Raw genomic sequence first — 22,057 nt, 5'->3', positions numbered from 1 at the left:
TGTTTGCATCGCCGACAATTCCACGATCGCGTTAGGGATCTGGAAGAACCCGGAATTCCAGACAATCTGAGTCATCGTTTACTAAGAAAGGCGAAGTAATGGTGGCGCCCATTGTGGGATCGGCTCGTCGCGCCCATCGTAGCCGGCAACTGGTCCGACCGTTGAATAGACAGATGGGAATTTACCGATGCAGGCCTTCGATACCGACGTGCGCGATCGCATCATCAAGCTGGTGAAGGGCATCCTCGAGCAGAACTCGCTCACCGCGGACATCACGCCACAGGCGAAGCTCGTCGATGCGGGCCTGACCTCGATGGACATGGTCAATCTGATGCTCGGCGTCGAAGCCGAGTTCGACTTCACCATCCCGCAGTCCGAGATCACGCCCGAGAACTTCCAGTCGGTCGAGACGCTGGAGCGGATGGTCGTAACCCAGCTGCAGCTGGCGGCGGCGGCTTAATCAAGACCACCGGTGTCGTCCCTGCGAACGCAGGGACCCATACCGCGGAATCTATCGACCTGTTGAAGGTCGCGGTCCAGAACGACGAATCCTCGCCAAACTGCGCCCTGTGGCCATGAGCCCCTGCGTTCGCAGGGACGACAGTGATTATGCAGCGCCGCTTTTCCGCTCCTCACAGCACCGGCATCGCCCCACCGCCCCCGTTCCAAAATCGCCGCAAAACTGGCATAGCTTAACCATGTCGCACATGGCGAACAGGTGGAGTAGGCATGACGCAGGCGGTATTGGGCATCATCGGTGGCTCCGGCATCTACGATCTGCCGGGTCTCGAGGGCGCGCGCGAAGAAGTGATCAAGAGCCCCTGGGGCGAGCCGTCGGCCCCCTTGCGGCGCGGCTCGATTGCCGGCCTGCCGATCGTGTTCCTGCCGCGGCACGACAAGGGTCACCGGCTGTCGCCCTCCGACATCAATTATCGCGCCAACATCGATGTTCTGAAGCGGGCCGGCGTCACCGACCTGATCTCGCTGTCGGCCTGCGGCTCGTTCAGGGAGGAACTGCCACCCGGCACCTTCGTTCTCGTCGACCAGTTCGTCGATCGCACCCACAAGCGCGAGAGCTCGTTCTTCGGCAGGGGATGCGTCGCGCATGTGTCGATGGCGCATCCGGTCTCGCCGCGCCTGCGCATCCATCTTGCGGCCGCAGCTGAAGCCGAGGGCATCGCGTTTGCGCGCGGCGGCACCTATCTCTGCATGGAGGGGCCGCAATTCTCCACCTACGCGGAGAGCATGACCTACAAGACATCGGGCTATTCCGTGATCGGCATGACCAACATGCCCGAGGCAAAGCTCGCGCGTGAGGCCGAGATCTGCTACGCCACGGTCGCGATGGTGACGGATTTCGACTGCTGGCATCCCGATCACGACGCCGTCACCGTCCAGGACATTATCCGCGTGCTGACCTCGAACGCCGACAAGGCGAAGGCGTTGGTGGCGCGGCTCGCGAGGGACTTTCCGCGCGAGCACGAGCCGTGCCCGATCGGTTCGGACCGCGCGCTCGACACCGCGCTGATCACGGCACCCGAGGCGCGCGACCCCGAGCTCTTGAAGAAGCTCGATGCGGTGGCCGGGCGCATCCTGCGGGCGTGATACGAAAGGCAGAATGCCATGAGGGTTGACGGCAAGCATTTCCGCAGCATCTGGCGCGAACGCGATGGCTGGTCGGTCGGAGCGATCGACCAGCGCCGGCTGCCGCATGAGTTCATCGTTGCGAAGTTGACTTCATGCGAAGACGCGGCGGTCGCGATCCGCGACATGCTGGTGCGCGGCGCGCCGCTGATCGGCGCGACCGCGGCCTACGGCATGGCGCTCGCCATGCGCGAGGACTCATCCGACGCCGGCCTCAAGCGCGCCTATGACACGCTGGTCGTGGCGCGGCCGACGGCGATCAATCTGAAATGGGCGCTGGACGAGATGCGCACGGCGCTCGCGCCGGTCGATCCGGTTGAACGGGCGGAGGCGGCCTATGCGCGCGCCGACGAGATCGTCGAGCAGGACGTCGAGATCAACCGCGGCATCGCCGGCAACGGCCTGAAGCTGATCGAGGCGATCGTCGCAAAGAAGAAGCCGGGCGAGACGGTCAATGTGCTGACCCATTGCAATGCCGGCTGGCTCGCCACCGTCGACTGGGGCACCGCAACGGCACCGATCTATCTGGCGCATGAGCGTGGCATCAAGGTCCATGTCTGGGTCGACGAGACCCGTCCGCGCAACCAGGGCGCCTCGCTCACGGCCTGGGAGCTCGGCCATCACGGCGTGCCGCACACGGTGATCCCCGACAATGCCGGCGGACACCTGATGCAGCACGGCATGGTCGACCTCGCCATCGTTGGCACCGACCGCGTCGCCGCCAATGGCGACGTCTGCAACAAGATCGGCACATATCTGAAGGCGCTTGCCGCGCACGACAACGGCGTGCCGTTCTATGTCGCGTTGCCGTCGCCGACGATCGATTTCGCCGTTGACGACGGCATCCGCGACATTCCGATCGAGCAGCGCAGCGGCGCGGAGGTCACCGACATGACCGGCCGCACCGCGGATGGCCGGCTGGAGACGGTGCGCATCGTGCCGGAAGGCTCGCCGGTCGCGAATTACGCGTTCGACGTGACGCCGGCGCGGCTGGTCACCGGCCTCATCACGGAGCGCGGTGTGCTGAAGCCGGATAGAGCATCGCTGGCGGCCGCCTTTCCGGAGCGGATCGCCGCCGCGGCGGAATAGTTTACTCTCGTAGGGTGGGCAAAGGCGCATCGCGCCGTGCCCACCATCTTTATTCCGCGCGGCGCCAGCTTTGGTGGGCACGCTTCGCTTTGCCCACCCTACGGCTTCGTGTCTCGCAACGATGAGCCAGCCTACCCCAGCTTCAGCCCCGTCGCCGCCTCAAGCTCCGCAATCGCCTGCGCCCCGCTCGTCACCTTGATCGTGGTCATGCCCATCTCGCGCGCGGGTTTCAGATTGACGCCGAGATCGTCGAGATAGACGCACTTCTTCGGATCGACCTTCAGCGTCTCGACCATCATCCTGTAGATGCGCGGGTCGGGCTTGCGCAGGCCGATCTTGGCGGATTCGATGACGCGGTCGAACAGAACCATCACCTCGGCGATGTAGAGCGAGCGCCCGGTCATGCTGCCGATCGCGTTTGCGGGCAGGTTGTTGGTGATGCAGCCGGTCTTGAATTGCGCCTTGATGCGCTTGAGGGCTTCGACCATCTCGGGACGCAGATCACCCTGAAGCAGCGGCAGCACGTCGCGGCCGCGCACCTCCGCGCCGAGCGCGCGCGATTCGTCCGCGAACAGTTTGTCGAAGGTGTCGATGTCGACCTCGGCTCGCTCGAACTTGGCCCAGGCGTTTTCCAGATGATTGGCGGCGTTGGTGCGCCGGATGATGTCGATGGGCAGACCGCGCTCGGTCTCGTATCGCGCGAAGGCCTCGAATGGCGAGCTCGTCAGCACGCCGCCAAAATCAAAGATCACAGCCTCGATCGTCAAGATCCCGCCCTCGTCAATTCCTTCCCAAGAGCGCTAGCATGGGCTATCGGCAAGGGCCAGTCCGAAGCAATCCCGCCGTCACCGATGCCGACGCCAAGGCGTGTTCCCATGAAGAAGCTTGCAACCCTCATCGCAGCCGCGCTGCTGCTCGCTACGCCCGCACACGCCATCGTCGGCGGCGGCACGCCGCAGGCTGATGGTGTCGCGCGTGCGGTCGTCACCATCGTCGGCTCGCGTGGCAATTTCTGCACCGGCAGCCTGATCGCCCCGAAGGTCGTGCTGACCGTCGCCCACTGTGTGCAGCCCGGCGCGGACTACAAGATCGTCGATCGCGGCACCGACGGTACGCCGCAACTGCTGAACGTGCGCACCGTCGCGATCCATCCCAACTTCAACATGCAGGCGATGCAGGCGCACCGTGCCACCGCGGACGTTGCATTGCTGCAACTGGAAATTCCACTCAAGGGAAAATCGACGGCGTCGGTCGGCGCGCCGACCATTCCAATCCAGGTTGGCAGCCGCTTCGTCATCGCCGGTATCGGCGTCACCGTGCGCGGCGACGGCAAGAGCGGCGGCGCGACGCGCGTTGCCGGGCTCGTGGCCACGGGCCAGCCCGGCACGTTCCAGATCCGGCTGGTCGATCCCGTAACCAACGGTGTTCGCGACGGAATTGGCGCCTGCACGGGCGATTCCGGCGGTCCGGTGTTCGAGGACAAGCCGAACGGTCCGGTGCTTGTCGGCGTCATCAGCTGGTCTACGGGGCCGAATGGTGCCGCCGGCTGTGGCGGATTGACCGGGGTCACGCCGCTCACGCTCTATCGCGATTGGATTTTGCAGATCGCGCGGAGCTGGGGTGCGGCGTTATAGTTTGACCGCGAGTTGATCTATGTCATTTTGAAGTGGAAGCGCGATGGGCGACCATACCCGTCGCGGAGGAAACGCGCCGTCCGGTCAAGGGCGGCCACAAAAACAAGCAAGGCATAGAAGCAACAATGAATGTCGCTGTCCGCAGTCACGCCACAACCAAGCAGGCCTCTGAACATTTCGACGTGCTGATCGTCGGTGCCGGCATCTCCGGCATCGGCAGCGCCTATCACATCGAAAAGCAGCTTCCCGGCACGAGCTACGTCATCCTGGAAACGCAGGCGACGTTCGGCGGCACCTGGAGCACGCATCGCTATCCCGGCATTCGCTCGGACAGCGATCTCCATACCTTCGGCTACAGTTTCAAGCCCTGGGTCGGACCACCGATCGCGACCGCCGAGGAAATCCTCGCCTACATGAACGAGGTGATCGACGACAACGATATCGCCCGGCACATCCGCTACAAGCACCAGATCAATTCCGCGAGCTGGTCGAGCGAGCAAAATTTCTGGACCATCGAGGCGACGACGACGGACACCGGCGAGGCGAAGACCTTCACCGCCAACTTCCTCTGGATGTGCCAAGGCTACTACCGCCATTCGGAAGGCTACACGCCGGAATGGAAGGGCATGGACCGCTTCAAGGGCCGCATCGTCCATCCGCAGAGCTGGCCCGACGATATCGACCTCGCGAACAAGAAGGTCGTCGTGATCGGCTCCGGTGCGACCGCGGCGACGCTGGTGCCAAACATCGCCGACGCCTGCGCGCATGTCACCATGCTGCAGCGCTCGCCGACCTATTTCCGACTCGGCCGCAACGCCATCGAGATCGCCGAGGAGCTGCGCCGGCTTCAGGTCGACGAGGAATGGATCCACGAGATCGTCCGCCGCAAAATATTGTTCGAGCAGGATGCTTTCACAAAGCTCTGCATTGCCAAGCCGGAGCAGGTGAAGAAGGATCTGATCGACCAGATCCGCGCGGTTCTCGGGCCGGACTACGACGTCGAGACGCATTTCACGCCGACCTACCGGCCGTGGCGGCAGCGTATCGCCTTTGTGCCCGATGCCGATCTGTTCAAGGGCATTGCCAGCGGCAAGGCCTCCGTCGTTACCGACGAGATCGAATGTTTCGTCGAGAACGGCATCCAGCTCAAGTCCGGCAAGCTGCTCGAGGCCGATATCGTCGTCACCGCAACCGGCTTCAATCTCGCGGCGCTCGGCGACATCGCCTTCGAGATCGACGGCAAGCCGCTCGCCTTCGGCGACACCGTGACCTATCGCGGCATGATGTTCACGGGCGTGCCGAACATGGTCTGGGTGTTCGGCTATTTCCGCGCCAGCTGGACGCTGCGCGTCGACCTCGTCGCCGATTTCGTCTGCCGGCTGCTCGGCCATATGAAGGCCAAGGGCACGAAGAAGGTCGAGGTCAGGCTGCGGCCTGAGGACCACAACATGCCGATCCTGCCCTGGATCGATCCGGAAAACTTCAATCCCGGCTACATCATGCGCAACATGGACCTGCTGCCCAAGCGCGGCGACAAGCCGGAATGGCAGCACAGCCAGGATTACTGGACCGAGAAGGACGAGATCCCGAAGACGGATCTGGACGACGGGGCGTTCGTTTACGGATGAGGGAGTTCGTGTAAGAGGCGCTCACGATCGCGACACACTCCACTGTCGTCCCGGGGCGCGAAGCGAGCCCGGGACCCATAGCCACAGGGAGTGGCTAAAGGGCGGGCAGGTGACTCCGAGTCTTCGCCAAACATCTCCCTGTGGTTATGGGTCCCGGATCTGCGCTTCGCTTGTCCGGGACGACACTCTTGGTTGGGTGAACGGCGCACCAATTCATCTGCAGCGCGGCTACGAATTCCTTCGCGTCGCATTCGTTGCAATCGCCGCCGCCGCGGTCCGGTTCTCCACGCCGAGCTTGGCGTAGATCTGCTCCAGGTGCTTGTCGACGGTGCGCGGGCTCAAGCCCAGGATCTGCGCGATGTCGCGGTTGGTCTTGCCCTTGCTGAGCCAGGCCAGCACTTCGCCCTCGCGGGTGGTGAGGCCGAGCTCGCTGGTGAATTCTGGCGGCAGCGCAGTGCCGGACTCCTTGGACAGCCGCAGCAGGAACTCGTTCGGCGCGGTTTCGCCCATGTAGTAGAGGCGCAGTTGCGGATTGTCGGGCAGGGGAGCCGCCTGCGACTTCGAGCTGCCCTTGTCCTTCGCTTGCTCCAGCCATTGCAGGAGTGATGGCGGCAGGACGAAGTCGTCGGACTGCGCGCCATGATGATCGGCCAGCAGTTTTTGCGCCTGCGGGGTGGCCCAGAGCACGTGGCCCTGGCGGTTGACCGCGAACAGGAAGCGGCCGGAGACGTCGAGCGCGGCGCGCGCGCTCTGGGTCAGGCGGGCGTTGCCGAGATGGACGCGGATGCGCGCCAGCATCTCCTCGATCACAATCGGCTTTGTCACATAGTCGACGCCGCCGGCCTCCAGCCCGCGCACGATGTGCTCGGTTTCCGCAAGGCCCGTCATGAAGATCACGGGCACGTTGGCAACGCCCGCATCGCGCTTGAGCCGGCGGCAGGTCTCGAATCCGTCCATGCCGGGCATCACGGCGTCCAGCAGCACGATGTCGGGCGTGATCTGGTCGACGATGCGCATCGCGGCAGCGCCGTCGAGCGCCACCATCACCGTCATCCCGGCGCCGTCGAGCGCGTCGGTCAGCAGCCGCAGCGTCTCCGGGGAGTCATCGACAACGAGCGCGACATCGCGCTTCCTCGACTCAATGCTCATGCGCATGCAACGTCTTCAATGTGGCCATGTACCGGTCGAGATCGAAGCGGTCGACCAGCGACCGCATTTCCGCGACGAAGTCGGCATGCTCGGGGTGCTCGCTGCCGATCTCGTCCAGCTTCAACTGGATGCCCTTGACGTAGCCGATCTTGCCCAGCCCCATCAGCGCCTCGATGTGCCGCACCGGGGGCCTTGATCCGCTCTCAAGCCGCCAGAACGGCACCGCGATCTGGTCCGAGCCGTACTGCCATTCGATCTTCAGGAGTTGGCGGATCGTCTCCAGCAGCCGGGGAATGTCGATCGGTTTCATCAGATAGCCGTCGTGGAAGGGCTGCGCCAGCGGCGTGCCGTGAGCCTCCAGCGCGCTCGCCGACACCATCAGGATGCGCGCCTGGTGATGGCCGCTCTTGCGCAAGGCCTCCGCAACGGCCCAGCCGTCCATGGCAGGCATCGAGATGTCGAGCAGGAACAGGTCGGGCCGGCAATGTTGCGCCAGCGCGAGGCATCCTGGCCCATCGGGTGCGCTGAGCAGGATGAAGCCGAGCGGCGCCAGCACCTCGCGCAGGAGGTCGCGATGCACAGGGTCGTCGTCGGTGATGAGGATGGTCTTGCGTGCGCCCCGATAGCCGGAGACCGGCGCCTCCACCGGCGCGATGCGCAGCGGATTGGCGACCTCCGACAGCAGGATCTTGACCTTGAAGGTACTCCCGGTGCCAACCGTGCTCAGGACCTTGATGTCGCCGCCCATGACGCCGGCGAGCAGCCGGCTGATGGTCAGGCCCAGCCCGGTGCCGGTCTGCGGCTGCGAGACGCCGAGCGCGCCACGCTCGAACGGCGCAAAGATGCGTTCGAGGTCGTCGCCCTGGATGCCGGGGCCGGTGTCGATCACTTCGAACTCGGTAACGGGGCTGCGATAGTGCACGACGAACTGCACGCTGCCGGTCTGGGTGAACTTGATCGCGTTGGAGAGCAGATTGATCAGCACCTGGCGCAGCCGCTTCTCGTCGGCGTAGACCACGACCGGCAGATGCGCGGGCCGCCTGAACACGAAGTCGATGCCCTTGGCGGCCGCTTGGAGACGGAACATGCCGACGAGCTGGTCGAGGAAATCGCTCAGCCGCACCTCGTCGCGCGACAGATACAGCCGCCCCGCCTCGATCTTGGAAATATCCAGAATGCCGTCGATCAGGCCGGAGAGGTGATCGGCGCTGCGACGGACGACGCGGACCTGGTCGCGCGGCTTGGTGTTCAGCGTCGCGTCCTGTTCCAGGAGCTGGGCATAGCCGCTGATCGCGTTCAGCGGCGAGCGCAACTCGTGGCTCAGCCCCACCACGTAGCGGCTCTTGGCGAGGTTGGCGGATTCGGCGACCTCCTTGGCGCGCTGAAGCTCGGCGTCGGTGCGCTTGTGCGCGTCGATCTCCTGGATCAGCAGCGTCGTCTGCCGCCGTGTCTCGGCCTCGGCGGCGCGGCGGCTCTGCTGCGCCAGCACGAACAGCCAGGCCACCACGCCGATGATGATGCTGAGCGAGAAGAATACTTTCCAGAGTACGTTCGAGACGAGCAGATTCTCGCCAGGCACGCTCGCCGAGGTTTGAAGATAGATCAGTCCCAGCACCAGCGCGACAAGGCCGGCGGAGACCACGAACACGCCGATATAGTGGCCGAACTGCGAGTTGATCCGCTGATAGATCGGCTGCGGCAAGATCCTGCCGAGCGCTTCGGCGAACTGCACTTGCGCCCGCGCATGCGGTTTGCACAGGTCGTGGCAGCGTGCATCGAGCGAGCAGCACAGCGAGCAGATCGGGCCGGCGTAAGCGGGGCACGACGTCATGTCCTCCGGCTCGAAACCATGCTCGCAGATACAGCACTGGATCGACTCGATGTTGGCCCAGCTCCGCTTCGGCTTGCGCGCGATGTAGTACTTTCCGTCGGTGAGCCAGGCGATGACGGGCGCGGTGACGAAGGCGACCGTCAACGCGACGAAGGCGGCGAGCGCCTTCATGGTTGGGCCGAACAGGCCGTAGAACGCCGCGATCGAGACGATGGTCGCGATCGTCATGGCGCCGACACCGACCGGATTGATGTCGTAGAGATGGGCGCGCTTGAACTCCATCTGCGGCGGGCGCAGGCCGAGCGGCTTGTTGACGACGAGATCGGCGACGAGCGCGCCGACCCAGGCGATTGCAACATTGGAGTAGAGCGCCAGCGTCTGCTCCAGCGCCTTGTAGACGCCGATCTCCATCAGCAGCAACGCCACCATCACGTTGAACACCAGCCAGACCACCCGGCCGGGGTGGCTGTGCGTCAGACGCGAGAAGAAGTTCGACCAGGCGATCGAGCCGGCATAGGCATTGGTGACGTTGATCTTGAGCTGCGACAGGATCACGAACATGCCGGTGAGCGCCAGCGCCAGGTCCGGCTGCGACAGCACGTAGCGAAACGCTTCGAGATACATGTGCGCGGGCTCGGCCGCCAGCTCGCCCGAGAGGCCGTGGCTCAGCGCAAAGAAGGCGAGAAAGGAGCCCAGCAACAATTTCAGTGCGCCGAAGATGATCCAGCCCGGGCCCGCGATCAGCAGGGCGATCCACCACGACGTCCGCGACGTGCGGCGGTCGCGCGGCAGAAACCTGAGGAAGTCGACCTGCTCGCCGATCTGCGCCACCAGCGAGAACACCACGGAGGATGCGACACCGAACAGCAGCAGATCGAAATGTCCGCTCGCGTCGCCGTGCTCGCCGGCGAACTTGCGCCACTCCGTGAACGAGTAGGGGTTGGCCCAGGCGATCGCGGCAAAGGGCAGGATGTGCAGGATGATCCAGATCGGCTGCGTCCAGAGCTGGAAGCGGCTGATCAGCGTGATGCCGTAGGTCACGAGCGGAATGATCGCCACCGCGCTGATGAGGTAGCCGATCGGGCGCGGAATGCCGAAGCACATCTCCAGCGCCGTTGCCAGGATCACCGCCTCGATGGCGAAGAAGATGAAGGTGAAGGAGGCGTAGATCAACGAGGTGACGGTCGAGCCGATATAGCCGAAGCCGGCGCCGCGGGTGAGCAGGTCAATGTCGATGCCGCATTTGGCTGCGTAATAGGCAATCGGCACGCCGCAGAAGAAGATGATGGTGGAGACGACGAGGATCGCGGCGCTGGCGTTGGTGACGCCGTAGTTCAGCGTGATGGTGCCGCCGATCGCTTCCAGCGCCAGAAAGGAGATGGCGCCGAGTGCAGTGTTGGCGACACGGGCGGCAGACCAGCGGCGCGCGCTCTTGGCGGTGAAGCGCAGCGCGTAGTCTTCCAGCGTCTGGTTGGCGACCCACTGGTTGTACTGGCGCCTGACGCGGTCTATTCGCTGCCGCCCTGCCACTCGTTACCCCACCTCCGATACGGACCCGGAGCTCTCGCAATTTCCGTACCAGAAGCCTACGTCGGTATTTTGCGGTGCAGTATACGCGATCTTGCGTATGCTTGCGCTGCACAAATTCGAGCCATCCTCACGGCACCAATCGCGTGTCCTCGAACAAAAGTGGGGTGCTCATGTCAGACGAAGCAAACAAGGGCCTGTTGTCGCCGCTCCGGCGTAAACTATTGATGGGAATGGCCGCCGTGCCGGCCATCACGATGCTGCCGAGGGCCTCCTTTGCGCAGGCTCCCGCAACCTCGGCGGTCAACACCACGGGCCTCGCGGTCACCGACACCGAGGTGACGGTCGGCATCCTGCACTCGGCGACCGGCACCATGGCCATCTCCGAGACCGGCTCGATTGAGGCCGAAAAGCTCGCCATCGAGCAGATCAACGCCATGGGCGGCGTGCTCGGGCGCAAGATCAAGTTCATCCAGGAAGACGGCGCCAGCGATTGGCCGACCTTTGCGGAAAAGGCCAAGAAGCTGCTCGTCAACGACAAGGTCGCGGCCATCATGGGCTGCTGGACCTCGGCCTCCCGCAAGGCGGTGCTGCCGGTCATGGAGCAGTACAACGGCATGCTCTATTACCCGACCTTCTATGAGGGCCTCGAGCAGTCCAAGAACGTGATCTACACCGGCCAGGAGGCGACCCAGCAGATTCTCGCCGGCCTGAACTGGATCGCCAAGGAAAAGGGCGCCAAGTCGTTCTTCTTCATCGGCTCCGACTACATCTGGCCGCGCACGTCGAACAAGATCGCGCGCAAGCACGTCGAGAACGTGCTGAAGGGCAAGGTCGTCGGCGAGGAGTACTATCCGCTCGGCAACACCCAGTTCAACTCGGTCATCAACAAGATCAAGCTGACCAAGCCCGACGTGATCTTCACCGACGTCGTCGGCGGCTCGAACGTCGCGTTCTACAAGCAGCTCAAGGCCGCCGGTATCGACCTTTCCAAGCAGGCGCTGCTGACGATCTCGGTGACCGAAGACGAAATCGACGGCATCGGCGGCGAGAACATCGCGGGCGCCTATGCCTGCATGAAGTACTTCCAGTCGCTCGACAACCCGAACAACAAGGCCTTCGTGCCCGCGTTCAAGAAGATGTGGGGCGAGAAGACCGTGATCGGAGACGTCACCCAGGCTGCCTATCTCGGCCCGTGGCTGTGGAAGTTGACGGTGGAGAAGGCGGGTTCGTTCGACGTCGACAAGATCGCGGCGGCCTCGCCCGGCGTCGAGTTCAAGGGTGCTCCGGAAGGCTATGTCCGCATCCACGAAAACCATCACCTCTGGTCGAAGACCCGGGTGGGACGCGCCAAGCTCGATGGCCAGTTCGAGCTGATCTACGAGACCGCCGATCTCGTCGAGCCGGATCCGTTCCCCAAGGGCTATCAGTAAGCCGCGGCATCAGTCGCGCTTTCTCCCAAGCCTCTCCCTGGCGTGGACAGCAAATCCACGCCCAAGACCCCCGCGTCGCGAACCTGCTCGCGACGCGGGACCTTATCCCTGACGGAGGACATCGATGTTCGGCGACTACTCGCTTGGTGATCTTGGCTCCATCTTCGTCATGCAGGGTTTTGCGGGACTGATCCTGTTCTCGGTCTACGTCCTGATGGCGCTCGGGCTTGCGATCATCTTCGGCCAGATGGGCGTCATCAACATGGCTCACGGCGAGTTCATGATCCTCGGGGCCTACGTCACCTGGATGACGTCGAATTTCTTCCAGGCCTATTTGCCGAGCCTGTTCAGCGGCTACTTCTTCCTGGCGATGATCCTGGCCTTCGTCACATCCGGTGCGCTGGGAATGCTGGTGGAATGGGTGCTGATACGGCATCTCTACAAGCGTCCGCTCGATACGCTGCTTGCGACCTGGGGCCTCAGCCTGATGCTGCAGCAGGCCTATCGTTCCGTGTTCGGCGCGCGCGAGGTCGGTGTCGAGCTGCCGCAATGGATGCTCGGCTCGCTGCACGTCACCGACAGCATCGAGGTGCCGATCAACGGCGTCTTCGTGATGTGCCTCACCGTGCTGATCACCATCGGCGTCGCCTATGTCATGTACAAGTCGCGCTGGGGCCGCCAGGTTCGTGCCGTCGTGCAGAACCGCATCATGGCCGGCGCGGTGGGCATCAACACCGAAAAGGTCGATCGCTATACCTTCGGTCTTGGTTGCGGCATCGCCGGTGTCGCCGGCAGCGCCTTTACGATGATCGGCTCCACCGGGCCAACCTCCGGACAGCTCTACATCGTCGATACGTTCCTGGTGGTCGTGTTCGGCGGCGCCGCCAGTCTGATCGGCACCATCGCCTCGGCCTTCTCGATCTCGCAGACGCAATCCACCCTCGAGTTCTTCATGTCCGGCTCGATGGCGAAGGTGCTGACGCTGCTCGCGGTTGTTGGAATCCTGATGCTGCGGCCGCAAGGGCTGTTCGCCCTCAAGGTCCGCAAGTGAGAAACTGGGGCTGATGCAATGACCGACAATCGCTTCTTCAATCGCTCGGAGTTCATCGGAATCCTGGTGCTCGCGGTCTTCCTGGTGGTGGTCCTGCCGCTCACACTCGATGTCTTCAGGCTCAATCTGGTCGCGAAATATCTGACCTATGCCTTTGTCGCGCTGGGGCTGGTGATCTGCTGGGGCTATGGCGGCATTCTCAGCCTCGGTCAGGGCGTGTTCTTCGGGCTCGGCGGCTACTGCATGGCGATGTTCCTCAAGCTCGAGGCATCAAGCGTGGAGAACACCAAGATCCAGTCGACGCCGGGCATCCCCGATTTCATGGACTGGAATCAGATCACCGCGCTGCCGCTGTTCTGGAAACCATTCAGCAGCCTCACCTTCACGATCGCCGCCATCATCCTCGTGCCCGGCATCTTCGCTCTCATCATCGGCACCGCGATGTTCAAGCGCCGGGTCGGCGGCACCTACTTCGCCATCATCACCCAGGCGGTCGCGGCCATCCTCACCATCCTGATCGTGGGACAGCAGGGCTACACCGGCGGCATCAACGGCATGACCGACCTGCGGACGCTGAAGGGTTGGGACATCCGTCCCGACCACGCCAAGATCGTGCTGTACTTCTTCGAAGTCGGACTGCTGTTCGCCTGCATCATGATCGCGCAGTTCGTCCGGCACTCCAAGCTCGGACGCATCCTGGTCGCGATGCGCGAGAAGGAGGACCGGGTCCGCTTCTCCGGTTACAGCGTCGCGAATTTCAAGATCTTCGCCTTCTGCATCGCCGCCGTGTTCGCCGCGATCGGTGGCGCCATGTTCGCGCTCAATGTCGGCTTCATGTCGCCGTCCTTCGTCGGCATCGTGCCGTCGATCGAAATGGTCATCTACACCGCGGTCGGTGGCCGGCTCTCGATCCTGGGCGCGGTCTACGGCGCGCTGCTGGTCAACTTCGCCAAGACCAGCCTTTCGGAAACCTTTCCCGAATTGTGGCTGTTTGGCCTGGGCGGCTTGTTCATCGCCGTGGTTCTCGCCTTCCCGAACGGTCTCGCCGGGATCTGGGGCGACTATGTGCAGCCGCGCATCGATCGCCTGATCTCGTCGCGCAAACCGAAACCTGACGGCTGGACCGACAGCTCGGTCGCGGACGGCGCCCCGGCGGAGTGAGGAGATCATCATGCTCGTAGGTCACCACGATGCCGATGCCACGCTGGCAGTGAGGAGATAGATCATGCTCGTCGGTCATCAGCCCAAGGAATTCCTGCTTGCCGTCGAGGCACTAACCGTGTCGTTCGACGGGTTCAAGGCGGTCAACGATCTCTCCTTCTATGTCGACGAGAACGAGATCCGCGTCATCATCGGCCCCAACGGCGCCGGCAAGACCACCGTGCTCGATTTGATCTGCGGCAAGACCAAAGCAACGTCCGGCTCGATCCAGTTCCGTGGCAAGGAGCTGACCCGGATGAAGGAAAACGAGATCGTCAAGACGGGCGTCGGCCGCAAGTTCCAGAACCCGTCGATCTACGACGATCTCACGGTGTTCGAGAATCTGGAGATCTCCTATCCGCGCGGACGCTCGGTGTTCGGCGCGCTGACCTTCACCCGCGACGCCGCCGTGCGCGACCGGGTGCATGAGGTCGCCGAAATGATCTTCCTGAAGGACCGGCTCAACGTGAACGCCGACCTGCTCAGCCACGGCCAGAAGCAGTGGCTCGAGATCGGCATGCTGCTGATCCAGGATCCGGACCTGCTGATGCTGGACGAGCCGGTCGCGGGCATGAGCGTGTCCGAGCGCGCCAAGACTGCCGAACTGCTCAACCGCATCATCAAGAACCGTTCGGTGCTGGTGATCGAGCACGACATGAAGTTCGTCGAGGACATCGCGCACAAGGTCACCGTGCTCCACCAGGGCCAGATCCTCTCGGAGGGCACCATGGAGAAGGTGAAGAACGACCCCAAGGTCGTCGAAGTCTATCTCGGCCATTAGCACATGATCCCGGAAAGTGGCGTCCGGTTTCCGGACAAGATCATGTGCAAGAAGTAAGGAGCGCGCGACGATGCTGGCTATTTCCGATCTTCACGTCGCCTACGGCCAGAGCGAGGTGCTGCACGGGCTCAACGTCAAGGTCGCGCCCAACGAGATCGTTGCGATCATGGGCCGCAACGGCATGGGCAAGACCACGCTGATGAAGTCGCTGATGGGCATCCTCCCCGCCAAAAGCGGCTCGGTGACCATGGACGGTGCCGAGCTCGGCGGCTTGCCGAGCTACGAGCGCGTCGCCAAGGGCCTCGCCTATGTGCCGCAGGGCCGCATGATCTTCTCGACCATGACGGTAAAGGAGAACATCGAGACCGGCCTCGTCGTCTCCGGCGGGACCGAAGTGCCGGCCGACATCTACGAATTGTTTCCGGTGCTGCTGGAAATGAAGGGCCGCCGCGGCGGCAATCTCTCCGGCGGACAGCAGCAACAGCTCGCGATTGCGCGTGCGCTCGCGACCAAGCCGAAAGTGTTGCTGCTGGACGAGCCGACCGAGGGCATCCAGCCGTCGATCATCAAGGAGATGGCGCGCACACTGAAGCGCATCCGCGACGAAAAGGGGCTCTCGATCGTCGTGTCGGAGCAGGTCCTGAGCTTCGCGCTCGACATCGCCGACCGCGTGCTGGTGATCGAGAACGGCGAGATCGTGCGCGACGATCCGCGCGACGCCGTCGATGCCGCGCAGGTCTCGAAATATCTGTCTGTCTAACCAACCGTGCAAAAGGGGAGCATCTCGATGCCAGAGACACTGATCAAGGTCGATCTCACCAAATCGGCTTACGAAAACGACATGGTGCACAACCGCTGGCACCCCGACATCCCGATCGTGGCCTGGGTCAATCCCGGCGACGACTTCATCATCGAGACCTATGACTGGACCGGCGGCTTCATCAAGAACAACGATTCCGCCGACGACGTGCGCGACATCGATCTGTCGATCGTGCACTTCCTGTCCGGCCCGATCGGCGTCAAGGGCGCCGAGCCCGGCGACCTCCTCGTCGTCGACCTGCTCGATGTCGGCCCGATGAAGGAGAGCCTCTGGGGCTTCAACGGCTTCTTCTCCAAGCAGAACGGCGGCGGCTTCCTCACCGACCATTTCCCGCTGGCGCAGAAGTCGATCTGGGACATCAAGGGTCTCTACACCTCGTCGCGTCACGTGCCCGGCGTCAACTTCGCCGGCCTGGTTCATCCCGGCCTGATCGGCTGTCTGCCCGATCCGAAGATGCTGGAGACCTGGAATAAGCGCGAGGCCGAGCTGATCTCGACCAACCCGACCCGCGTGCCCGGCCTCGCCAATCCGCCGTTCGCGCCGACCGCCCATGGCGGCCGCGCCAAGGGTGACGTCAAGGCCAAGATCGGCGCGGAAGGCGCGCGCACCGTGCCGCCGCGTGAGCATGGCGGCAATTGCGACATCAAGGATCTCTCGCGCGGCTCGAAGATCTACTTCCCGGTCTATGTGCCCGGCGCCGGTCTCTCGATGGGCGACCTGCACTTCAGCCAGGGCGATGGCGAGATCACGTTCTGCGGCGCGATCGAGATGGCCGGCTGGCTGCATCTGAAGGTCGAGGTGATCAAGGACGGCATGGCGAAATACGGCATCAAGAACCCGATCTTCAAGCCGTCGCCGATCACGCCGAATTACAAGGACTATCTGATCTTCGAGGGCATCTCGGTCGACGAGGCCGGCAAGCAGCACTATCTCGACGTCCACATCGCCTATCGCCAGGCCTGCCTCAACGCGATCGAGTATCTGAAGAAGTTCGGCTATTCCGGCGCCCAGGCCTATTCGATCCTCGGCACCGCGCCGTGCCAGGGCCACATCTCCGGCGTGGTCGACGTTCCCAATGCCTGCGCCACGCTATGGCTGCCGACCGAGATCTTCGACTTCGACGTCATGCCGTCGGCGGCAGGACCGATCAAGCACATCACAGGCGACATCCAGATGCCGATCTCGCCGGACAAATAGTCTCCCTGCGCGACGGGATGCGGGACGGCGCGACCTTGCCGCCCCGCATCCGCCGCGGGAATTCTCTCACAGGCAACAGCGTAGGGATGATGCGATGCCGGTCTATGAATATCTCTGTGACGATTGCGGGCCGTTCAAGGACCTGCGCCCGATGGCGGAATGCGACGATCCGCAAAGCTGTCCGCACTGCGAGACGATGGCGCCGCGAGTGATCCTGACCGCGCCGAATTTCTTCTGCATGCCGGCGGAGAAGCGCAAGGCGCACGCCGTCAACGAGCGCAGCACGCATGCGCCGCAGACGCTCGCGCAATACAAGGCTTCGCACGGTCCCGGCTGCGGTTGCTGTTCGTCGGGCAAGACCGTGAAAGACAAGAGCTCGTCGGACAGAAAGAAGCCTGCGCGACTCATGACCAAGACCAGGAGCGGCGCCAAGGGCTTTCCGACCGCGCGTCCGTGGATGATCAGCCACTAACCCGGTCGCTCGATCGTCGGCAATCTCAAACAAATAAAAGACAGGAGCGCTCAAAATGCTTCACGGTGACATTTCCAGCAGCAACGACACCGTCGGTGTTGCAGTGGTCAACTACAAGATGCCCCGCCTGCACACCAAGGCCGAGGTGCTCGACAACGCCCGCAAGATCGCCGACATGCTGGTCGGCATGAAGGCGGGCCTGCCCGGCATGGATCTCGTGATCTTCCCGGAATACTCGACCCAGGGCATCATGTACGACTCCAAGGAGATGTACGAGACGGCCTCGGCGGTGCCGGGTGAGGAGACCGCGATCTTCGCGGAGGCCTGCCGCAAGGCGAAGGTCTGGGGCGTGTTCTCGTTGACCGGTGAACGCCACGAGGAGCATCCGCACAAGGCGCCCTATAACACCCTGATCCTGATGAACGACAAGGGTGAGATCGTCCAGAAGTACCGCAAGATCATGCCATGGGTGCCGATCGAGGGCTGGTATCCCGGCAATTGCACCTATGTCTCAGACGGCCCAAAAGGGATGAAGGTCAGCCTGATCATCTGCGACGACGGCAACTTTCCCGAGATTTGGCGCGACTGCGCCATGAAGGGCGCCGAATTGATCGTGCGTTGCCAGGGCTACATGTATCCGGCCAAGGAGCAGCAGGTCATGATCTCCAAGGCGATGGCGTGGGCCAACAACGTCTATGTCGCCGTCGCCAACGCCGCCGGCTTCGACGGCGTCTATTCCTACTTCGGTCACTCCGCGATCATCGGCTTCGACGGCCGGACGCTCGGCGAGTGCGGCGAGGAGGACTACGGCATCCAATATGCCCAGCTCTCGAAGCATCTGATCCGTGATGCGCGCCGCAACGGCCAGTCGCAGAACCATCTCTACAAGCTGGTCCACCGCGGCTACACCGGCATGATCAATTCCGGCGAAAGCCCGCGCGGCGTCGCGACCTGCCCCTATGATTTCTACAAGAACTGGATCGCCGATCCGGAAGGGACGCGGGACATGGTCGAGGCAATGACCCGCTCGACGCCGGGGACGGAGGAATGTCCGATCGACGGCATCCCGAATGGGTCGGCCCCGAGCAACTATTGAGCTGTCGGGGCGCGCTTTCTGCGCAAAATGAGAATTTGGCCCCGCAAACCGTGGCGCGGTTGCAACATGACCGCGGGATTCTGCCTCGGTTGTGGGTCAAACGGACGCATTCGGGCGGCGCCTTGGTTCTACGGAGCCTCGTCATGGCCTAAGTTCCCTGCGGAACTGCCGGGAATGGGGGCGTGGCGTGAGGGGCAAGGGGCTATGGAGGCGGCAGGCTCGGCTGCGCCGATGCGGCGCTGCGTCGCTCGCCGGCGCATCGCTGGTCTTCGTTGGCCTCGGCCTTGGCGCGACGCCGGCCAACGCGGCTTGCGCGCCGGATCCGGCCACGAGCGGCCAAACCGTCACCTGTAGCGGCACCGACACGGACGGTTTTCAAGCCGGGGCCGGCGTCGACAGCCTCAATGTCAACGTGCTCTCGGGCGCGATCGTGAACGACAACGGCGCGCTCTCGATCGGCGTCAACGATTTCAACACCGTCACCAACAACGGGACGGTGTCGGCAGGCTCGGGCCTCACCGGTATCGCCGTCGGGAATTTCAACACCGTGATCAACAACAGCACCATCACGGTGCTCGACAACGGCCTCGGCATCCAGGCCATTGATCACAACGTCATCACCAATGCCGGAACGATCACGACGGGCGACAATGGCGCCGCGATCTCGGTTGGCGACAACAACACCGTCACCAATAGCGGTGCTCTGTCGGTCGGTGTGTCGGGTGTCGGTGTCTTCGCCGGCCAGAACAATACGATCACCAATGCCGCGACAGGCACGATCACGGGCGGTGCCGGTGCGAGCGGCATTTTTGCGGTCGGCAGCGCGACCATCACGAATGCAGGCGCGATCACGGTCGGCGATTCCGCCGGCTTCTCCGGCGGCATTCTGGCGATCAGCAACAACAACACGGTCACCAACACCGCCACCGGCACGATCACCGTCGGGCAGAACGCCGCCGGCGTCTTCCTGCAAGGCGACTTTCAGACCGTCAGCAATTCTGGCGCAATCACGGCGGGCGATTTCGGCGTCGGCATCGCCGTGCTCGGTGACGATGCCAGGATCACCAATGCCGGCACGATCACGGCGGGTGATAGTGGAACGGCGGGTATTTCGCTGCAGGGCGACCGGGCCACGATTAGCCAAAGTGGCACGATCAATGTCGGCGTGGGCGGTGCGGGTATCGCCTATACCGGCTCGTTGACCACGATCACCAACAGCGGGCGGATTACGGGCGGCGATTTTGCCGAGGGCATCCTGGCGTTGGGCGATTCCAACACCGTCACCAACAGCGGCACGATCACCGTGGGTGCGGCCGGACTCGGCATCGACGTGAGCTCGTTCAGCACGACGAACCAGGTCGTCAATACCGGCACCATCACCGTCGGCGCAGGCGGCATCGGCATCAGCGTGAGCGGCGGCGGCAACGTCTTCAACTCGGGAACCATCAACGCCGCGACCGGCAACGCTGCGATCGAGTTCTGCAGCTGCGGCCCGAACACGCTCACGCTTGGGCCCGGCAGCGTCATCAACGGCTTCGTGCTTGGTGCCGGCACCGACACATTCCAGCTCGGCGGCGCCGGCAAGGACACGTTCAATCTCGACCTGATCGGCACCGGCCTTCAGTACGACGGCTTCTCGACCTTCAACAAGGTCGACAGCTCGACCTGGACGGTCACCGGCACGGGCAATCAGGACTGGAACGTGCTCGGCGGCACGCTTCTCCTCGCCGGCACCATCAACGGCACCGTATCCGTCTCCGCGGGCGGCACGTTCGGCGGCGTCGGCACGGTCGGTAACACCGTCGTCAATGGCGGCACGCTGGCACCGGGCAATCCGACCGGGACGCTCACCGTGTCCGGCGACCTCTCGTTCACATCCGCGTCGAGCTACATGGTGCAGGTCTCGGGCGCCAGCAATGGCTTTACGGTCGTGACCGGCACGGCGACGCTTGGCGGCGCCACCGTCGTCGTCGTTCCGACCGGCTCGATCGCGAAGCACTACACGATCCTGAATGCGGCAACGCTTCCCGATACCTTCAATCCGGTCGCCGCGGGGCTCTCGTCGAACCTGAAGGCCGTCCTGAGTTACAACACGAACAACGTCTTCCTGGATCTGTCGCTGAGCTACGGCTCCGGCCTCAACGTCAACCAGCAGAACGTCGCCAACGCGCTGGCGCGCTATTTCGACAGCACCGGCAGCCTTCCGGTGGCGCTGGCGAACCTCTCGCCGGCCGGCCTCACCCAGGCCTCCGGCGAATCGGGCACGGGGTCGCAACAGACGACCTTCAACGCGATGAACCTGTTCCTCGGCCTCTTGACCGATGTGTTCGGCTCGGGACGCAGCGGCACATCAGGTGCGACGCCCTATGCCGACGAGCCGGGCGCGAATGCCTATGCCGCGACCGGCAAGGGCGGGCGTGACAAGACCACGCGCGACGCCTTCGCCTCGATCTACCGCAAGGCACCGGCCGCAACCTTCGAGCAGCGCTGGGATGTGTGGGCGGCCGGCTATGGTGGCTCGCAAACCACCGACGGCAATGTCGCGCTTGGTTCGAACAACACCACCAGCAGCGTCTATGGCACTGCCGTCGGCCTCGACTATCGCTTCTCGCCGTCGACGATCGCCGGCTTTGCGCTTGCCGGCGGTGGGACCGGCTTCAACGTCAACGGGCTCGGCTGGGGCCGCTCCGACCTGTTGCAGGCCGGCGCCTTCGTTCGTCACACGGCAGGACCTGCCTATATCACCGCCGCGCTGGCCTATGGCTGGCAGGACGTCACGACCAACCGCGTCGTCACGGCCGCGGGCGTCGATCAGCTGCGGGCGCAGTTCAACGCCAACGCGCTCTCGGGCCGTGTCGAGGGCGGTTACCGCTACGCCACGCAGTGGATCGGCCTCACGCCCTATGCGGCGCTCCAGGCCACCATGTTCAGCCTTCCGAACTATTCGGAGTTCGCGGTGGTCGGCAACAGCACCTTCGCGCTCAACTATGCCGCCAAGGACGTGACCAGCACCCGCACCGAGCTCGGCCTGCGCGCCGACAAATCATTCGCCGCGGCCGGTGGCCTGTTGACCCTGCGCGGCCGCGTCGCCTGGGCGCATGATTACAATCCGGACCGCAGCGTCGGCGCGGTGTTCCAGACCCTGCCGGGATCGGCCTTCGTCGTGAACGGTGCAGCGCAGCCGCGCGATTCCGCGCTGACCACCGCGGCGGTGCAGATGAACTGGATGAACGGCTGGTCTGCGTCGGCGACCTTCGAGGGCGAGTTCTCGAACGTCACCCGCTCCTACGCCGGCAAGGGCGTCGTGCGCTACGCGTGGTAGGGCGCGACCTGCAAGCCACGGCGAGACTGCCATCTTCCCCTGGAGGGGGAGGATCGGTTCGCATGGAGCAAAGCGCAATGCGAACCGAGGTGGGGTGACAGCCTATCCGCATTGCGCGCTGCCCGTGGGGAGAGATCACCCCACCCCGCTCGCGCTGCGCGCGATCGACCCTCCCCCTCCAGG

At 63.8% G+C, this 22,057-nt stretch carries 17 protein-coding genes; 14 read left to right on the top strand and 3 right to left on the bottom strand.

The window, feature by feature from the left end:
- Nucleotides 1–187 precede the first annotated feature (187 nt).
- The 3 genes from AB7008_RS47705 to mtnA all read left to right on the top strand — a co-directional run bounded on the left by AB7008_RS47705 (nt 188) and on the right by mtnA (nt 2,733).
- Complete coding sequence (locus AB7008_RS47705; protein WP_441261111.1) at nt 188–460, top strand: phosphopantetheine-binding protein; 273 nt, start codon at nt 188–190, stop codon at nt 458–460.
- Between the two features lie 269 nt (nt 461–729).
- Nucleotides 730–1,605: an S-methyl-5'-thioadenosine phosphorylase gene (locus AB7008_RS47700; protein ID WP_014491154.1), complete on the top strand. Its 876-nt coding sequence runs from the start codon at nt 730–732 to the stop codon at nt 1,603–1,605.
- An 18-nt stretch (nt 1,606–1,623) separates the two neighbouring features.
- The gene (mtnA, locus tag AB7008_RS47695; RefSeq protein WP_441261110.1) at nt 1,624–2,733 is read left to right on the top strand and encodes an S-methyl-5-thioribose-1-phosphate isomerase; all 1,110 of its coding nucleotides are present in this window, start codon (nt 1,624–1,626) and stop codon (nt 2,731–2,733) included.
- Between the two features lie 131 nt (nt 2,734–2,864).
- Here the strand turns inward: mtnA and AB7008_RS47690 are convergent, their stop codons facing one another.
- Complete coding sequence (locus AB7008_RS47690) at nt 2,865–3,500, bottom strand: HAD-IA family hydrolase (RefSeq protein WP_304492071.1); 636 nt, start codon at nt 3,498–3,500, stop codon at nt 2,865–2,867.
- Nucleotides 3,501–3,608: 108 nt separating this feature from the next.
- Here AB7008_RS47690 and AB7008_RS47685 point away from each other — a divergent pair, with 108 nt between their 5' ends.
- Together AB7008_RS47685 and AB7008_RS47680 are read left to right on the top strand one after the other, a co-directional pair.
- Nucleotides 3,609–4,367: a S1 family peptidase gene (locus tag AB7008_RS47685; RefSeq protein WP_304492070.1), complete on the top strand. Its 759-nt coding sequence runs from the start codon at nt 3,609–3,611 to the stop codon at nt 4,365–4,367.
- Between the two features lie 125 nt (nt 4,368–4,492).
- On the top strand, nt 4,493–5,995 hold the full coding sequence (locus AB7008_RS47680) for a flavin-containing monooxygenase (protein ID WP_304492069.1): 1,503 nt from the start codon (nt 4,493–4,495) through the stop codon (nt 5,993–5,995).
- A 228-nt stretch (nt 5,996–6,223) separates the two neighbouring features.
- Here the strand turns inward: AB7008_RS47680 and AB7008_RS47675 are convergent, their stop codons facing one another.
- Both AB7008_RS47675 and AB7008_RS47670 read right to left on the bottom strand, forming a co-directional pair.
- Nucleotides 6,224–7,150 carry a response regulator gene (locus AB7008_RS47675; RefSeq protein WP_304492068.1) on the bottom strand — a complete coding sequence of 309 codons (927 nt, stop codon included), beginning with the start codon at nt 7,148–7,150 and terminating at the stop codon, nt 6,224–6,226.
- Nucleotides 7,134–10,505: a hybrid sensor histidine kinase/response regulator gene (locus tag AB7008_RS47670; RefSeq protein WP_304492067.1), complete on the bottom strand. Its 3,372-nt coding sequence runs from the start codon at nt 10,503–10,505 to the stop codon at nt 7,134–7,136. The genes AB7008_RS47675 and AB7008_RS47670 overlap by 17 nt, the downstream gene beginning before the upstream one ends.
- Nucleotides 10,506–10,675: 170 nt before the next feature.
- Here AB7008_RS47670 and urtA point away from each other — a divergent pair, with 170 nt between their 5' ends.
- The 9 genes from urtA (at nt 10,676) to AB7008_RS47625 (ending at nt 21,874) form a co-directional block, all read left to right on the top strand.
- The gene (gene urtA, locus AB7008_RS47665; RefSeq protein ID WP_028155262.1) at nt 10,676–11,935 is read left to right on the top strand and encodes an urea ABC transporter substrate-binding protein; all 1,260 of its coding nucleotides are present in this window, start codon (nt 10,676–10,678) and stop codon (nt 11,933–11,935) included.
- Nucleotides 11,936–12,059: 124 nt separating this feature from the next.
- Complete coding sequence (urtB, locus tag AB7008_RS47660) at nt 12,060–12,986, top strand: urea ABC transporter permease subunit UrtB (RefSeq protein ID WP_304492066.1); 927 nt, start codon at nt 12,060–12,062, stop codon at nt 12,984–12,986.
- A gap of 18 nt (nt 12,987–13,004) precedes the next feature.
- Entirely contained in the window at nt 13,005–14,147 is a 1,143-nt protein-coding gene (gene urtC / locus AB7008_RS47655) for an urea ABC transporter permease subunit UrtC (RefSeq protein WP_304492065.1), read from the top strand.
- 64 nt (nt 14,148–14,211) lie between these two features.
- Nucleotides 14,212–14,967 carry an urea ABC transporter ATP-binding protein UrtD gene (urtD, locus tag AB7008_RS47650; RefSeq protein WP_011083791.1) on the top strand — a complete coding sequence of 252 codons (756 nt, stop codon included), beginning with the start codon at nt 14,212–14,214 and terminating at the stop codon, nt 14,965–14,967.
- 70 nt (nt 14,968–15,037) lie between these two features.
- Nucleotides 15,038–15,727, top strand: a complete 690-nt coding sequence (gene urtE, locus AB7008_RS47645; RefSeq protein ID WP_028155259.1) for an urea ABC transporter ATP-binding subunit UrtE — start codon at nt 15,038–15,040, stop codon at nt 15,725–15,727.
- Between the two features lie 27 nt (nt 15,728–15,754).
- Entirely contained in the window at nt 15,755–16,984 is a 1,230-nt protein-coding gene (fmdA, locus tag AB7008_RS47640) for a formamidase (RefSeq protein ID WP_441261109.1), read from the top strand.
- Between the two features lie 94 nt (nt 16,985–17,078).
- Nucleotides 17,079–17,456, top strand: coding sequence for an FmdB family zinc ribbon protein (locus AB7008_RS47635; protein WP_248880492.1), 378 nt, complete (start codon nt 17,079–17,081; stop codon nt 17,454–17,456).
- Between the two features lie 55 nt (nt 17,457–17,511).
- Nucleotides 17,512–18,552 carry an aliphatic amidase gene (locus tag AB7008_RS47630; RefSeq protein ID WP_248880490.1) on the top strand — a complete coding sequence of 347 codons (1,041 nt, stop codon included), beginning with the start codon at nt 17,512–17,514 and terminating at the stop codon, nt 18,550–18,552.
- Nucleotides 18,553–18,739: 187 nt separating this feature from the next.
- The gene (locus AB7008_RS47625; RefSeq protein ID WP_441261108.1) at nt 18,740–21,874 is read left to right on the top strand and encodes an autotransporter outer membrane beta-barrel domain-containing protein; all 3,135 of its coding nucleotides are present in this window, start codon (nt 18,740–18,742) and stop codon (nt 21,872–21,874) included.
- The last annotated feature ends 183 nt before the right edge of the window (nt 21,875–22,057 follow it).

The organism is Bradyrhizobium sp. 521_C7_N1_3, from assembly GCF_052075975.1.
GTDB classification, from domain to species: Bacteria; Pseudomonadota; Alphaproteobacteria; order Rhizobiales; family Xanthobacteraceae; genus Bradyrhizobium; species Bradyrhizobium japonicum.
Note: the sequence above shows the minus strand (reverse complement) of the source record. Positions and strands in the feature narration are given on the sequence as shown.

What these genes read in the sequence shown, in the direction of transcription:
- AB7008_RS47705 (WP_441261111.1), top strand. Translation starts at nt 188, where the DNA reads ATGCAGGCCTTCGATACCGACGTGCGCGATCGCATCATCAAGCTGGTG.
- AB7008_RS47685 (WP_304492070.1), top strand. Translation starts at nt 3,609, where the DNA reads ATGAAGAAGCTTGCAACCCTCATCGCAGCCGCGCTGCTGCTCGCTACG.
- urtD (WP_011083791.1), top strand. Translation starts at nt 14,212, where the DNA reads ATGCTCGTCGGTCATCAGCCCAAGGAATTCCTGCTTGCCGTCGAGGCA.
- fmdA (WP_441261109.1), top strand. Translation starts at nt 15,755, where the DNA reads ATGCCAGAGACACTGATCAAGGTCGATCTCACCAAATCGGCTTACGAA.
- AB7008_RS47700 (WP_014491154.1), top strand. Translation starts at nt 730, where the DNA reads ATGACGCAGGCGGTATTGGGCATCATCGGTGGCTCCGGCATCTACGAT.
- urtA (WP_028155262.1), top strand. Translation starts at nt 10,676, where the DNA reads ATGTCAGACGAAGCAAACAAGGGCCTGTTGTCGCCGCTCCGGCGTAAA.
- urtB (WP_304492066.1), top strand. Translation starts at nt 12,060, where the DNA reads ATGTTCGGCGACTACTCGCTTGGTGATCTTGGCTCCATCTTCGTCATG.
- urtE (WP_028155259.1), top strand. Translation starts at nt 15,038, where the DNA reads ATGCTGGCTATTTCCGATCTTCACGTCGCCTACGGCCAGAGCGAGGTG.
- AB7008_RS47680 (WP_304492069.1), top strand. Translation starts at nt 4,493, where the DNA reads ATGAATGTCGCTGTCCGCAGTCACGCCACAACCAAGCAGGCCTCTGAA.
- AB7008_RS47675 (WP_304492068.1), bottom strand. Translation starts at nt 7,150, where the DNA reads ATGCGCATGAGCATTGAGTCGAGGAAGCGCGATGTCGCGCTCGTTGTC.
- urtC (WP_304492065.1), top strand. Translation starts at nt 13,005, where the DNA reads ATGACCGACAATCGCTTCTTCAATCGCTCGGAGTTCATCGGAATCCTG.
- AB7008_RS47635 (WP_248880492.1), top strand. Translation starts at nt 17,079, where the DNA reads ATGCCGGTCTATGAATATCTCTGTGACGATTGCGGGCCGTTCAAGGAC.
- AB7008_RS47630 (WP_248880490.1), top strand. Translation starts at nt 17,512, where the DNA reads ATGCTTCACGGTGACATTTCCAGCAGCAACGACACCGTCGGTGTTGCA.
- mtnA (WP_441261110.1), top strand. Translation starts at nt 1,624, where the DNA reads ATGAGGGTTGACGGCAAGCATTTCCGCAGCATCTGGCGCGAACGCGAT.